This is a genomic window from Streptomyces sp. H39-S7, assembly GCF_027158205.1.
Taxonomy (GTDB): Bacteria; Actinomycetota; Actinomycetes; order Streptomycetales; family Streptomycetaceae; genus Actinacidiphila.
Map to the genome: position 1 here is coordinate 17866 of NZ_JAPVLU010000040.1, position 13658 is coordinate 31523.

A 13658-nucleotide genomic window follows, 5' to 3' on the forward strand; every position below is an offset into this window, starting at 1 on the left:
TGCGCCGGACGCCGCTGGCTTGTCAACGCTTGTTGGCCTACGCTCGTTGATGTGACCGAACCAGAGAAGCCGCGCCGCTCGGACCAGACGAAATCCGCCATCCTCGCCGCCGCCCGGGATCGCTTCGCCGGCCACGGTTACGAGCGCACCACCATCCGGGCGGTCGCGGCCGACGCGGACATCGACCCATCCATGGTCATGCGCTACTTCGGCAGCAAGGAGGGCCTGTTCGAAGCGGCCCTCGCCATCGACCTGCACCTGCCGGACCTCACGGCCGTTCCCCCCGCCGAGCTGCCGCGGGTGCTGGTCCGCCACTTCCTCGACCGCTGGGAGGGCAACCCCACCGGCGACGCGCTCCTGGTCCTGCTGCGCTCGGCCGTCACCAACGACCAGGCCGCCGCCCGCATGCGCGACATCTTCGCCCGCCAGGTGGCCCCCGCGCTCGTCCCGGCCCTGGCCGCGGCGGGCCCCGGGACCGCCCGCCGGGCGGGTCTGGTCTCCGCCCAGCTCCTCGGCCTCGCCCTCACCCGCTACCTCGTGCGCCTGCCGGCCGTCACCGCCCTCACCCCGGACGAGATCGAGGACTCCTACGCCCCGGCCATCGCGGCCGTGCTGGGCCAGGGGCAGTCCGTCGGATAATCCGTTGCCCCAACGGGCGCCGCCCGGCACAGTGGTGACACCACCGACGAGGCGAGAGGGGAGCGCAGGATGAACATCCAGGCCGGTCTGTCACAGGCGTATCAGCGCTCTTCGAGTACCCGTTCCCAGCAGGGGAGCCCCGGGCAGGCCACGTAGCCGTCGCTGACGGAAGTCGCCGAGCCGCCCGCGGGAAACCCCCGACAGGGCGGCTTTTCTGTCGCCGCCCGACGTCCGTGCCGGATGGTGCAATGGCAGCACGCCTGATTCTGGATCAGGAAGTCGAGGTTCGAGTCCTCGTCCGGCAGCTTGGCCGTGTCCGCCGGGCGCGGCCGAGGAGAGTTGGCCGAGTGGTAAGGCAGCGGCTTGCTAAGCCGTAGTCGGGTGCGAGCCCGCGCGCGTTCGATCCGCGCACTCTCCGCGTATGTCCTGGAGGAGCCAGCCGATAGGTGGCGCCGGCCGCGGTCCCGAAAACCGTTGGGGTGCGTGAGCACCCGTGTGGGTTCGACCCCCACCTCCTCCGCTCCGGGCGAACCGGGAATCGGTGATCCCAAGGGCTTGTAAAGCCCCCGCTTCGGCTGTGGAGGTTCGAATCCTCCTTCGCCCACCCGGAACAGACGGCGCGCCGTCAGCGCTTGATCGTGTGGCCGCCGATGCCCATCAGCCGGCCGGGGCCGCGGACGCCGTCCTCGTACCACCAGAAGCTCAGCCCGACGGCGGCGACGATGAAGCCGCCGACGGAGCCCAGGGCGAGCAGTCCGGTGAGGCTCTCGCCCGGCTCGCCGAGGCGGCCGCCGAGGTGGTGGATCGTGAGCCCCGAGACGAGCATCGAGGCGCTTCCCATCAGCGTGGTCAGCAGCCACGCCCAACGGCGCGCCCTCGTCGCGGGGATGGAGAAGACCGTGTATGTGAGGGATGTCCGGCAGGTCTCGCAGGCGAGGGTGCACGACTGGCACCCTTTGGTGGGCCGTTCGACGGGGATCTCGAAGGTCGCCGGCCGGTGCTCCGTGTAGTTGCCGCTGCGTTCGGAGGAGAGCAGATGTGTGTAGCGGGACTGAGGATATTGTCCTAATTGGCGCTTGCCCACCGCGACTCCTTGGCGTCTGGTGCTGCGGGCAAGAGTAGGCGTCAACATCCCTGTGGCATAGGGAAGTTGAGGATTGAAGTACGCGGCGCGCGAGGTATGGGCGGACACGCGAGGTATCGCCCTGGACGGACCCGGCGCGGGCCGCGGTCAGTCGCTCCGGCCCGTCACCGCGACCGTGACGCCGAGGCCGATCATCGCCAGTCCGCCCGTTCCGCCGATGGCGGCGAGGCGGCGCGGGGAGCGGGCGAACCAGGTGCGGGCGGCGGAGGCGGTGAGCGCCCACAGGCTGTCGAAGACCAGCGCGGTCAGGCTGAACACCATCCCCAGGATGAGCAGTTGCAGGTGCACGCGGCCCGCCGACCGGTCCACGAACTGCGGGAGCACGGCGGCGAAGAACACCATCGTCTTGGGGTTCGTCACGCCCACCACGAACCCCTCCCACAGGGTCCGCAGGCCGCCGCGCGCGGCGCTGCCGGGGACGTCCTGCTCCATGGCCAGGTCGCGGCGGTGCCGCAGCGCCTTCACCCCGAGGAAGACCAGATACGCGGCGCCTCCCAGCTTCAGCGCCAGGAACACCGCCGCGGAGCCTGCCACGAGCGAGCCGAGCCCGAGGGAGACCGCGACGACGAGGACGTAGGAGCCCACCGTGTTGCCGAGCACGCTCTCCAGGGCCGTGCGGCGGCCGTGGGCGAGGGCCCGGCCGAGGACGAACAACACGCTGGGGCCCGGTATCAGGACCAGCAGCAGGGACATCGCGGCGAACGCCAGCAGGCGGTCGGTCGACACCATCACCATCACCTCCGGGACGAGCCGTGCCGGGCTGCAGCGACCCGATCGGGTCGGCCCGATCGGCTCAGCCCGATCGGGTCAGGGCAGCAGCCCCGCCCGGCGCGCGGACACTACCGCCTCCAGCCGGGTGTGGGCACCCAGTTTTCGCATCGCCGAGCGCAGATAGCTCTTGACGGTTTCCGGCCGCAGCCCCAGCCGCCGCCCGGCGGCCGCGTTCGTCGCGCCCGAGGCCACCGCCGCGAGCACGTCGATCTCGCGCGGCGTGAGCGGGGAGACGGGTGCCGTCGGCGGCAGGTACTCGGAGACCTCGGAGACCTGGGCGTCCCGCCCGGCCGCCCCCGACGCGGCGGCGATCCGCCCGCAGGCGGTCAGCAGCGCCTGCCGCAGCCGGGGGTCGGTGATCAGCGGGGCGAGCGCGCGCAGTTCGCCGTGTGCCTCGCGGACCTCCTCCCAGGCCTGCGGGTCGACGGAGACCGGCTGGTGGAAGAGGGCCAGCAGCCGGTGCGCCTCGTCACGGACGGCGAGGGACTGCTCCAGCTCCCGCGCCGCGTCCACGGCGGCGGTCAGCGGCCGGTCCCCGAGCGTCATCGGCTGGCGCAGCGCGCCGTACAGCACGCCCCGGACCCTGCTGCGGACCACCACCGGCACCGCCAGGACGGACCGCAGGCCCTCGGCGGCGACGGCCTGGTCGTACTCGTGGCTGATCACCCGCGACGCGTGGTAGTCGGTCACGGAGAACGGCCGGGACAGGGCGATGGCCTTTCCGCCCAGGCCGTTGCCCGGGGTGATGGCCAGGGTGCGCAGGGCGGAGGTCTCCGTGCCCGCCAGCTCCGAGATCCGCAGTTGGCGCCCGGCCGAGAGCAGGCCGCCGAAGGCGACCGGCAGCCCGCCGGACCGCCGCATGCGCAGCAGGGCCGCCCGTACGTCGACGGCTTCGCCGGATTCGCTCACGTCACTCCTTCAGCCCGACACCCCCGTCCGGGGGTGGTGAGACCCGGGTCACTGGATGGACGATGCTACTCAGCGGTCAAGCACGGAGGAGGGCACATGGCGGCGATCGGTGCGACGACCGGAGGGGCCGAGGGGCCGACGGGGGAGTTCCGGGCGGCCCGGGACTTCCTGCTGCGGCACCGCGAGGAGTACGCGACGGCCTACGCGGGGTTCCGCTGGCCCGAGCCCGAGTACTTCAACTGGGCGCTGGACTGGTTCGACCACATCGCCCGGGACAACGACCGCACGGCGCTGTGGATCGTGGAGGAGGACGGCTCCGAGGGCGTCTACTCCTTCGCGGAGCTGGCCGACCGGTCGAACCGCGTCGCGAACCACCTCAGGGGCCTGGGGGTGCGGGCCGGCGACCGGATCGTCGTCATGCTCGGCAATCAGGTCGAGCTGTGGGAGACCGCGCTCGCCGCGATGAAGCTGCGTGCCGTCGTCATCCCCGCTACCCCGCTGCTCGGTCCTGGCGACCTGCTGGACCGCATCGAGCGCGGCGGCGCCCAGCATGTCGTGGTCAGGGCCGGGGACGCCGCCAAGTTCGACGAGGTGCCGGGGGACTACACCCGCGTGGTCGTCGGCGGCGAGGCCCTGGACTGGCACCCCTACGAGGAGGCGTACGCGAGCCCCGCCTCCTTCGAGCCCGACGGCCCCACCCGGGGCTCCGACCCGCTGATGCTCTACTTCACCTCCGGCACCACCGCCCGGCCCAAGCTCGTCGAGCAGACCCACCTCTCGTACCCCGCCGGGCATCTGGCCACCATGTACTGGATCGGCCTCCAGCCCGGGGACGTCCACCTCAACATCTCCTCGCCCGGGTGGGCCAAGCACGCCTGGAGCAACCTCTTCGCGCCGTGGAACGCCGAGGCGACGGTCTTCATCCACAACTACACCCGCTTCGACGCGGCCCGGCTGATGGCGGAGATGGACCGCTGCGAGGTGACCAGCTTCTGCGCCCCGCCGACCGTGTGGCGGATGCTGATCCAGGCGGACCTGAGCGCGCTGCGCACCCCGCCGCGCGAGGTGGTCGCGGCGGGTGAGCCGCTGAACCCCGAGGTCATCGAGCACGTCCGCAGGTCCTGGGGCGTCACCATCCGGGACGGTTTCGGCCAGACGGAGACGGCGGTGCAGGTCGCCAACAGCCCCGGCCAGCCGCTGAAGACCGGCTCGATGGGCCGCCCGAGCCCCGGTTACGTGGTCGCGCTCGTCGACCCCGTCACCGGAGAGCCGGGCGACGAGGGCGAGATCTGCCTGGACCTCACCCAGCGCCCGGTGGGGCTGATGACCGGCTACGCGGGCGACCCCGATCGCACCGCGGCGGCGATGGCGGACGGCTACTACCGCACGGGCGACATCGGTTCGCGCGACGCCGACGGCTACATCACCTACGTCGGCCGCTCCGACGACGTGTTCAAGGCGTCGGACTACAAGATCTCCCCGTTCGAGCTGGAGAGCGTGCTGCTGGAGCACGAGGCGGTCGCCGAGGCCGCCGTCGTCCCGGCGCCCGACCCGCTGCGGCTGGCCGTGCCGAAGGCGTACGTCGTGCTCGCGGCGGGCTGGGAGCCGGGCGCGGAGACCGCGAAGGCGATCTTCGCGCACTCCCGCGCGGCGCTCGCCCCGTACCAGCGCATCCGCCGCCTGGAGTTCGCGGATCTGCCCAAGACCGTCTCCGGCAAGATCCGCCGGATCGAGCTGCGCGAGGCCACCGCCCGGGACGGCGGCGCCGAGTACCGCGAGGAGGACCACCGATGACGGCGACCGAGCGGATACCCCCGGCCGAACTGTCCTACGCGAGCGGCACCGGCACCACCCCGCTGCTCGGAGACACCATCGGCCGCAACCTGGACCGGGCCGTCGCCGCCCACCCCGGGCGCGAGGCCCTGGTGGACGTGCCGACCGGCCGCCGCTGGACCTACGCCGAGTTCGGCCGGGCGGTCGACGAGGTGGCGCTGGGGCTGGCGGCCAAGGGCGTGGCCCGCGGCGACCGGGTCGGCATCTGGGCGGTGAACTGTCCGGAGTGGGTGCTCGTCCAGTACGCGACGGCCCGGCTCGGCGCGGTCATGGTCAACATCAACCCGGCCTACCGGGTGCACGAGCTGGAGTTCGTCCTCCGGCAGGCCGGCATCGGGGTGCTGATCGCCTCGACCGTTTACAAGGCCAGCGACTACCGGGCGATGACGGAGCAGGTGCGCGGCGGCTGTCCGCTGCTGCGGGAGGTCGTGTACATCGGCGACCCGAGCTGGGACGAGCTGCTGGCGGGCGGGTCGGTGACGCCCGCCGGGCACCTGGCGGCGTGCGAGGCGGCGAACAGCTGCGACGACCCGGTCAACATCCAGTACACCTCGGGCACCACCGGCTTCCCCAAGGGCGCCACGCTCTCGCACCACAACATCCTCAACAACGGGTACTTCGTGGGTGAGATGGTCGGCTACACGGAGCACGACCGGGTGTGCCTGCCCGTCCCCTTCTACCACTGCTTCGGCATGGTGATGGGGAACCTGGGCGCCACCAGTCACGGTGCCTGCATCGTCATCCCGGCCCCCGCGTTCGACCCGGTCGCCACCCTGCATGCGGTCGAGCGGGAGCGCTGTACCTCGCTCTACGGCGTGCCGACGATGTTCATCGCCGAGCTGGACCTGCCGGACTTCGCGACCTTCGACCTGTCCTCGCTGCGCACCGGGATCATGGCCGGGTCGCCCTGCCCCGTCGAGGTGATGAAGCGGGTGGTCGCCGAGATGCACATGGCCGAGGTGTCCATCGCCTACGGCATGACGGAGACGTCGCCCGTCTCCACCCAGACCCGGCGTGAGGACGATCTGGAGCGCCGCACCGCCACCGTCGGCCGCGTCCTGCCGCATCTGGAGGTGAAGGTCGCCGATCCGGCGACCGGCGCGACCGTGCCGCGCGGCACGGCGGGTGAGCTGTGCACCCGCGGCTATTCGGTGATGCTGGGGTACTGGGAGGAGCCGGAGCGGACCGCGGAGGCGATCGACGCCGCGCGCTGGATGCACACCGGCGACCTCGCGGTGATGCGGCCCGATGGCTATCTGTCCATCGTCGGCCGCATCAAGGACATGATCATCCGGGGTGGGGAGAACGTCTATCCGCGGGAGATCGAGGAGTTTCTGTACACCCACCCGAAGATTGCCGACGTGCAGGTCGTCGGGGTGCCGGACGAGCGGTACGGCGAGGAGATCCTGGCCTGTGTGGTCCTTCGCGACACCGCGGAACCGCTCACGCTGCAGGAGCTCGACGCCTTCTGCCGGGGCCGGCTCGCGCACTACAAGATCCCGCGCCTGCTGCGCCTGCTGGACGCCTTCCCGATGACGGTCAGCGGCAAGATACGCAAGATCGAGCTGCGCGAGGAGGCGGTCCGCCGGATGTCATCCGAAGCGGGCGGCCAGCCCCTGCCCCAGTAGACCGAAGGCCCGGTCGAGCTCCGTGACCGCCTCGGGATACACCTCGTCGGCGCTGCGGCCGTCCGCCAGCTTCCGCGAGTTCGCCAGAGCCAGGACCTGGCGCACGGCGATGATCTGCGCAGCCGCCAGGTGCGGCACCAGGTCGTCGGGCGCCGACGAGGCCTCCCGCAGCGCCCCGGCCAGCGCTTCCTGGTCCCGGCCGCTGTACTCGGTCATCCGGGCCACCAGGCTGGGCGCCGAGTAGAGCATCGCGAGGTACGCCAGCACGCCGGGGGTGTCGTTGAGCCCGGTCACCGGATCGCGGGCGTCGAGCCCCGCCGCCCAGTGCAGGCGCAGCGCAGTGAGCGGTGCCCGGTCCGCGGGGCGCTCCCGCACCACCCGGGCGAACTCGCCCTCGTGATCGGCGAACCGGTGCAGCGCCAGGTCCTCCTTGGCGGGGAAGTACCGGAAGAGTGTCGGTTTGGACACCTCGGCCGCGGCGGCGATCTCGGCGACCGGTACCTGGTCGAACCCGCGCCTGAGGAACAGCTCGATGGCGGTGTCGGAGATGTTCTGCCGGGTTCGGGCCTTCTTCAGTTCCCGCAGTCCGCTCGGCGGCCCGGGCCGGTTCTCGTCCATGGCGCCGATCCTAGCTGAAGTGCAACGAAGTCAGAAACGTTACTGGGTTGTATTTGTGACTCGGTCATGTTTATATCGTCGTGTCGCTGTTGCTACGGACAGCGACCGAGCGTTGAGGAGAGGACAGCCGATGAGCAGCGTGCTGATCGTGGGAGCGGGACCGACCGGGCTGACGCTGGCCTGTGAACTGGCCCGGCGCGGAACCGCCGTCCGGATCGTGGAGCGGTCCCCGGAGCCGCAGAGGGGTTCACGGGGAAAGGGGCTCAACGCGCGCAGCCTGGAGGTCTTCGAGGGCATGGGGATCCTCGACCGCCTCCAGGCGTTCGGGCGCGACGACCTGTTCTTCCGCAAGTACCGTGACGGCGAGGCGGTCTCCGACACCGACCCCTTCGAGAAGTTCGCGCCGGCGCCCGGCACCCCGTATGTCCGCGGGCTGCTGATCGCGCAGTGGAACGTCGAGCGGGTGCTGCGGGACCGGCTCGCCGAGTGGGGCGTGCGCGTCGAGTTCGGCACCGAGCTGACCGGGTTCGAGCAGGCCGGCGACGTGGTGACGGCCACGCTCGCGGATGGTGAGCGGATCGAGGTGTCCTACCTGGTGGGGTGTGACGGCGGCCGCAGCGGGATTCGCAAGGCGCTGCCGATCACCTTCGAGGGCCGGACACTGCAGGAGCAGACGATGGTCATCGGTGATGTCGAGGCCGAGGGCCTGAGTCAGGAGCTCTGGCACCAGTGGATCGACGCGGACGGCGGCATCATGCTCTGCCCGCTGCCCGGCAGCTCGGTGTTCCAGCTCCAGGCGTCCCCCGAGCGGGACGCGGCGGGACTGCGGGTGGAGGCATCGCTGGAGAGCTTCCAGCGCCTGTTCGACCGGCACGCGCGGATCCCCGGCATCAAGCTCACCAACCCCGCCTGGATCTCCACCTACCACGTCAACGAGCGCATCGCCGACCGGTTCCGCGTCGGCCGGGTCCTGCTCGCCGGGGATGCCGCCCATGTGCACTCCATAGCGGGCGGCCTCGGCATGAACACCGGTATCCAGGACGCGTACAACCTCGGCTGGAAACTCGCGCTGGCGGCCGCGGGCCGGGCCGGCGACGGACTGGTCGACACCTACGAGGAGGAGCGGCTGCCGATCGCGGCCTGGACGATCGACACCAGCGGTGAGCTGTGGCGGGCGGTCTCCCGGTCGATCAGGACCGCGGGCAGCGGAACGGAAGGTGTGATCACGCCCGACATCCTCGGCCTGCGACTGGGCTACCGCTGGGGTTCGCTGGCCGTGGAGCGCGACGCGCGGACCGACGACGCCCCGCTGCGCGCCGGGGACCGCGCGCCCGACGCCCCGCTGCGGGACGCCGACGGCGCCGCCGTCCGGCTTTTCGAAATCTTCAGCGGCACGCACTTCACGCTGCTCGGCTTCGGCGCCGCCAGCGCGGCGGCGCTCCGGGAGAGCACGGAGCGGCACGGCGACTCGGTGTGGAGCTACCTGATCGGATCGGGCCCCGGCGCCCTGGACGACTTCGAGGGGCACGCGGCCCGGGAGTACGGCGTCACCGGCGACGCCCTGGTGCTCGTCCGCCCGGACGGCCACATAGCGCTCACCGCCCGGGCGGGCGACGCGCGGGCCGTACACGACTACCTCGGATCGCTGCGGGGTTAGAGCGCGACACGACCGCGCCCCCCGGGTGGTCAGGTCGCCGGGGGGCGCGGTCGGGCACGACGAGTGCGGCGGGATCAGACGAGCGGCAGGACCGCGGTCGGGGCGTGGCCCGGCTCGGTGGCGACGTCTTCCCACTCGTTGACGCTGGCGATGTCGCTGCCGCTCATCGAGATGTTGGTGATGCGCTCCAGGATCGCCTCGACGACCACCGGGACGCGGTACTCCGCGGCCAGCTTCTTGGCCAGCTCGAAGGCGGGCAGCAACTGGTCCGGCTCGGTGACCCGGATCGCCTTGCAGCCCAGGCCCTCGACGACCTTGACGTGGTCGACGCCGTAGACGCCCAGCTCCGGGGAGTTGATGTTCTCGAACTCGAGGTTGACCTGGAAGTTGATGTCGAGGTTGCGCTGCGCCTGGCGGATCAGGCCCAGGTACGCGTTGTTCACCAGGACGTGGACGTACGGGATCTTGTGCTGCGCGCCGACGGCCAGCTCTTCGAGCATGAACTGGAAGTCGTAGTCGCCGGAGAGCGCGACGACCGTTCCCTCGGGGTCGGCCTTGGCGACACCCAGCGCGGCCGGGATGGTCCAGCCGAGCGGGCCGGCCTGGCCGCAGTTGATCCAGTGCCGCGGCTTGTAGACGTGCAGCATCTGCGCGCCGGCGATCTGGGAGAGGCCGATGGTGGTGACGTACCGGGTCTCCGGGCCGAAGGCGCGGTTCATCTCCTCGTAGACGCGCTGCGGCTTGATCGGCACGTTGTCGAAGTGCGTACGGCGCTGGAGGGTGGCCTTGCGGTGCTGGGTGGACGCGGCCCACTCGGCGCGGTCGGGCAGCCGGCCCGCGGCCTTGAGCTCCTTCGCGACCTCGACGAAGAGCTCCAGCGCGGCCTTGGCGTCCGAGGCGATCCCGTACTCGGGCGGGAAGATCTTGCCGATCTGGGTGGGCTCGATGTCGACGTGGACGAACTTCCGGCCCTTGGTGTAGACGTCGAGCTTGCCGGTGTGGCGGTTGGCCCAGCGGTTGCCGATACCGAGGACGAAGTCCGACTCCAGCATCGTCGCGTTGCCGTAGCGGTGCGAGGTCTGCAGGCCGACCATGCCGGCGTTCAGCGGGTGGTCGTCGGCGATGATGCCCCAGCCCATCAGGGTGGGGATGACCGGCGTGCCGGTCAGCTCGGCGAACTCGACCAGCAGCTCGGAGGCGTCGGCGTTGATGATGCCGCCACCGGCGACGATCAGCGGGCGCTCGGACGCGAGCAGCAGCGAGATCGCCTTCTCGATCTGGGCACGGGACGCGGTCGGCTTGTAGACGGGCAGCGGCTGGTACGTCTCGGGGTCGAACTCGATCTCGGTCAGCTGCACATCGATCGGCAGGTCGATAAGGACCGGTCCCGGCCGTCCCGAACGCATCAGGTGGAACGCCTGCTGGAAGACACCGGGGACCTGCGCGGCCTCCAGGACCGTGGTGGCGGCCTTGGTGACCGGCTTGGCGATCGAGGCGATGTCGACGGCCTGGAAGTCTTCCTTATGGAGCATCGCGACCGGGGCCTGGCCGGTGATGCACAGGATCGGGATCGAGTCGGCGATCGCCGAGTAGAGCCCGGTGATCATGTCGGTACCGGCGGGGCCCGACGTGCCGATGCAGACGCCGATGTTGCCCGGGCTGGCGCGGGTGTACCCCTCGGCCATGTGGGACGCGCCCTCGACGTGGCGGGCGAGCGTGTGGTCGATGCCCCCGCCGGCCTTGAGCGCGGCGTAGAAGGGGTTGATCGCGGCGCCCGGCACACCGAACGCGTCGGTGACGCCCTCGAGCTTGAGGATCTCCACGGCCGCACGGGCGGCAGTCATACGAGGCATCGAGTACTCCTGGGTCGGACTGTCGGGATGGGCTCTTGCTGCGAGGCCAGGGCGCCCGGTTTCCGTCGTACTAGTTTCCGTAATGTGGAAGTCTAGTTCTGCTATATGGAAGTAATCTAGAACGAGGCCCGCAACCCGTCAAGGCGGAGCCGCCCTCCGACCCGTCCCGAACACCAAAAAGCGGGCTGCCGACCGGCAACCCGCTCTCGTGACACGTGCATTCGCGGAAGGTCAGGTGATGGCGGGCCCTGTTCGCATGAGGCTGTCGGCCGCGTCGTTGACCGGCTGGGGGGTGCCGGTCAGGTCCATCACGAACAGCGGGACGCCCAACTGGTCGGCGCGCAGGCGCGCGTCGTGCGCGTAGCCGGCCAGCGAGAAGAAGGCGCCGACGGCGTCCTCGTTGAGGCAGTTGAGCCACAGGCACTCGATGTCGCGCAGCGCGGTGGGCTCGGTGGTGGGGTCGATCTGGGCCACGAGGTCGTCGCCGCGCAGGTCGATGCCGTTGGCGGCGTGGTCGCCGGCCACCCGGACGCCGGCGAAGCCGAGCCACTTCAGGTACTGGGCGGCGGCGGTGAGCGCGTCACGGGCGGTGCGGATGGTGACCGGGCGGAACGGCGGCCGGCGGACGGGCGGTGGCGGCCCGGCGACCGCGGTCAGCGGGCGCAGGGCGGCCGTGGCCGGACCGGGGGGAGCGAGCGCCGCGGTGTCGACCGGCATCCGGATCACCGAGCCGCAGTCGCAGCCGAACTCGGGCTGCGGCCACTGGTCCTGCCGGCCGCAGTCGGGGCAGCGCATGCTCACCCAGGAGTCGTCCCACGAACGGTGCCGTATCTCGACCGGGATTCCGCCGCGCAGCAGCGGGAGCGTCAGCGGCGTGCCACAGGCGCAGGGGTAGGTGGTGGTGCTGAACGCGTGCTCGCGGCGGCAGGCCGGGCAGCGCACGGGCACACTCTCTGCCATGGTTCGTACTCCAAGGCGGGCTCCGGCAATGGGTATTACCCCATCTTGCAGGAGATTGGAGCCGCCCGGCGACGCAGTTGGCGCGACAGGACAGTCGTCGCGCCGCCGGGCGGATTCCAGAGCCCGCGCCACCGTGACCTACCCCTCAGAAGTTCACGGTGGCGCGGGCCGGTCTGTGGGTCAGCCCTCGCGGATCGCGCGGACCGCCGCTTCCACGCGCGCACCGTACTCGGTGTCCGCGGCGTGGAAGTGGGCCAGGTTGCGGTCGATCACGTCGTCGCGGGTGACCTGGGCGAGGAACCCGGAGATGTTCGCGATCAGCCGGGACTTCTCGTCCTCCGACATCAGCCGGTAGAGTTCGCCGGCCTGGAAGAAGTGGTCGTCCTTGACGTGCAGCGGGGCCTCGTGGGTGCCGGTGTGTCCGGACACCGCCTGCGGGGCGGCCAGCGCCAGGTCTGTCTGCGCCGGGCCGTCGTACGAGTTGGGCTCGTAGTTCTTCGGGCCGCGCTTGCCGTTGCGGGTGGCCGCCAGGCCGTCGCGGCCGTAGTTGACGGCCTCGGTCGCCTTCGGCGCGTTGACCGGCAGCAGGGTGTGGTTGACGCCCAGGCGGTAGCGCTGCGCGTCGGCGTAGGCGAAGAGCCGGCCCTGGAGCATCTTGTCCGGGGACGGGCCGATGCCGGGCACGAAGTTGTTCGGGGAGAACGCGGCCTGCTCGACCTCCTGGAACACGTTGTCCGGGTTCCGGTCCAGCACGAGCCGGCCCACGCGCTGCAGCGGGTAGTCCGCGTGCGGCCACACCTTGGTGACGTCGAACGGGTTGAAGCGGTACTCCGCCGCCTCGGCCGCGGGCATGATCTGCACGTGCAGCGTCCAGGACGGGTTCACCCCGCGCTCGATGGCCTGCACGAGGTCGCGCTGGTGGCTGTTGGCGTCCGCGCCGACCTGCTCGGCGGCCTGCTCCGAGGAGAGCGAGCGCACGCCCTGGTTGGTCTTGAAGTGGTACTTGACGAAGAACGCCTCGCCCTGCGCGTTCGTCCACTGGTACGTGTGCGAGCCGAAGCCGTTCATGTGGCGGTACGAGGCCGGGATGCCGCGGTCGCCGAAGAGCCAGGTGATCTGGTGGGTCGCCTCGGGGGAGTGCGACCAGAAGTCCCAGACGTTGTCGGCTTCCTGGATGCCCGTGAACGGGTCGCGCTTCTGCGAGTGGATGAAGTCCGGGAATTTGATCGGGTCCTTGATGAAGAACACCGGGGTGTTGTTGCCGACGAGGTCGTAGTTGCCCTCTTCGGTGTAGAACTTCAGCGCGAAGCCGCGCGGGTCGCGCACGGCGTCGGCGCCACCGAGGCTGTCCGCGACGGTCGAGAAGCGGATGAATGTCTCGGTGCGCTTGCCGACCGTGTTGAGGAAGTCCGCGCGGGTGAAGCCGGTGACGTCGTCGGTGACCTCGAAGTAGCCGTAGGCGCCGGAGCCGCGGGCGTGCACGACGCGCTCCGGGATGCGCTCACGGTTGAAACGGGCCAGCTTCTCGATGAGCTGCTGGTCCTGGATCAGCAGAGGGCCGCCGGCGCCGGCCGAGGCGGAGTTCTGGTTGTCGGCGACTGGGGCGCCGGACTCGGTTGTCAGCGTGTGCTTGGGCATGGCGGCCT

At 70.9% G+C, this 13658-nt stretch carries 11 protein-coding genes and 4 tRNA genes; 8 read left to right on the forward strand and 7 right to left on the reverse strand.

Annotated elements, in window-relative coordinates:
* The first annotated feature begins 51 nt into the window (after window positions 1-51).
* The 5 genes from O3X23_RS31235 to O3X23_RS31255 all read left to right on the forward strand — a co-directional run bounded on the left by O3X23_RS31235 (window position 52) and on the right by O3X23_RS31255 (window position 1243).
* Entirely contained in the window at window positions 52-639 is a 588-nt protein-coding gene (locus O3X23_RS31235; RefSeq protein WP_269275481.1) for a TetR/AcrR family transcriptional regulator, read from the forward strand.
* Between the two features lie 234 nt (window positions 640-873).
* A tRNA-Gln gene (locus tag O3X23_RS31240) sits at window positions 874-944 on the forward strand.
* A 28-nt stretch (window positions 945-972) separates the two neighbouring features.
* A tRNA-Ser gene (locus O3X23_RS31245) sits at window positions 973-1057 on the forward strand.
* Window positions 1058-1067: 10 nt separating this feature from the next.
* Window positions 1068-1159: transfer RNA gene (locus O3X23_RS31250), tRNA-Ser, on the forward strand.
* A gap of 4 nt (window positions 1160-1163) precedes the next feature.
* Window positions 1164-1243, forward strand: a tRNA-Tyr gene (locus tag O3X23_RS31255).
* A 21-nt stretch (window positions 1244-1264) separates the two neighbouring features.
* Here the strand turns inward: O3X23_RS31255 and O3X23_RS31260 are convergent.
* The 3 genes from O3X23_RS31260 to O3X23_RS31270 all read right to left on the reverse strand — a co-directional run bounded on the left by O3X23_RS31260 (window position 1265) and on the right by O3X23_RS31270 (window position 3463).
* Window positions 1265-1723, reverse strand: a complete 459-nt coding sequence (locus O3X23_RS31260; protein ID WP_269275483.1) for a hypothetical protein — start codon at window positions 1721-1723, stop codon at window positions 1265-1267.
* A gap of 147 nt (window positions 1724-1870) precedes the next feature.
* Window positions 1871-2512 carry a LysE family translocator gene (locus O3X23_RS31265; protein ID WP_269275485.1) on the reverse strand — a complete coding sequence of 214 codons (642 nt, stop codon included), beginning with the start codon at window positions 2510-2512 and terminating at the stop codon, window positions 1871-1873.
* 78 nt (window positions 2513-2590) lie between these two features.
* Entirely contained in the window at window positions 2591-3463 is an 873-nt protein-coding gene (locus O3X23_RS31270; protein ID WP_269275486.1) for a helix-turn-helix transcriptional regulator, read from the reverse strand.
* A gap of 96 nt (window positions 3464-3559) precedes the next feature.
* Here O3X23_RS31270 and O3X23_RS31275 point away from each other — a divergent pair, with 96 nt between their 5' ends.
* Window positions 3560-5257, forward strand: a complete 1698-nt coding sequence (locus O3X23_RS31275; protein ID WP_269275488.1) for an AMP-binding protein — start codon at window positions 3560-3562, stop codon at window positions 5255-5257.
* Window positions 5254-6924 carry an AMP-binding protein gene (locus O3X23_RS31280; RefSeq protein WP_269275490.1) on the forward strand — a complete coding sequence of 557 codons (1671 nt, stop codon included), beginning with the start codon at window positions 5254-5256 and terminating at the stop codon, window positions 6922-6924. Before O3X23_RS31275 ends, O3X23_RS31280 begins: the two co-directional genes overlap by 4 nt.
* Here O3X23_RS31280 and O3X23_RS31285 read toward each other — a convergent pair.
* Window positions 6889-7542, reverse strand: a complete 654-nt coding sequence (locus tag O3X23_RS31285) for a TetR/AcrR family transcriptional regulator (RefSeq protein WP_269275492.1) — start codon at window positions 7540-7542, stop codon at window positions 6889-6891. The genes O3X23_RS31280 and O3X23_RS31285 overlap by 36 nt on opposite strands.
* On the opposite strand from O3X23_RS31285, the gene O3X23_RS31290 reads away from it, so the two are divergent.
* A complete protein-coding gene (locus O3X23_RS31290) occupies window positions 7541-9199 on the forward strand; it encodes an FAD-dependent oxidoreductase (protein ID WP_269275494.1) in 1659 nt (552 codons plus the stop codon). The genes O3X23_RS31285 and O3X23_RS31290 overlap by 2 nt on opposite strands.
* Window positions 9200-9273: 74 nt before the next feature.
* On the opposite strand, the gene gcl is transcribed toward O3X23_RS31290, so the two are convergent.
* The 3 genes from gcl to O3X23_RS31305 form a co-directional block, all read right to left on the reverse strand.
* Window positions 9274-11052, reverse strand: a complete 1779-nt coding sequence (gene gcl / locus O3X23_RS31295; RefSeq protein WP_269275496.1) for a glyoxylate carboligase — start codon at window positions 11050-11052, stop codon at window positions 9274-9276.
* A 231-nt stretch (window positions 11053-11283) separates the two neighbouring features.
* The gene (locus O3X23_RS31300) at window positions 11284-12012 is read right to left on the reverse strand and encodes a hypothetical protein (RefSeq protein ID WP_269275498.1); all 729 of its coding nucleotides are present in this window, start codon (window positions 12010-12012) and stop codon (window positions 11284-11286) included.
* Between the two features lie 180 nt (window positions 12013-12192).
* Window positions 12193-13650: a catalase gene (locus O3X23_RS31305; RefSeq protein WP_269275500.1), complete on the reverse strand. Its 1458-nt coding sequence runs from the start codon at window positions 13648-13650 to the stop codon at window positions 12193-12195.
* Window positions 13651-13658 lie beyond the last annotated feature (8 nt).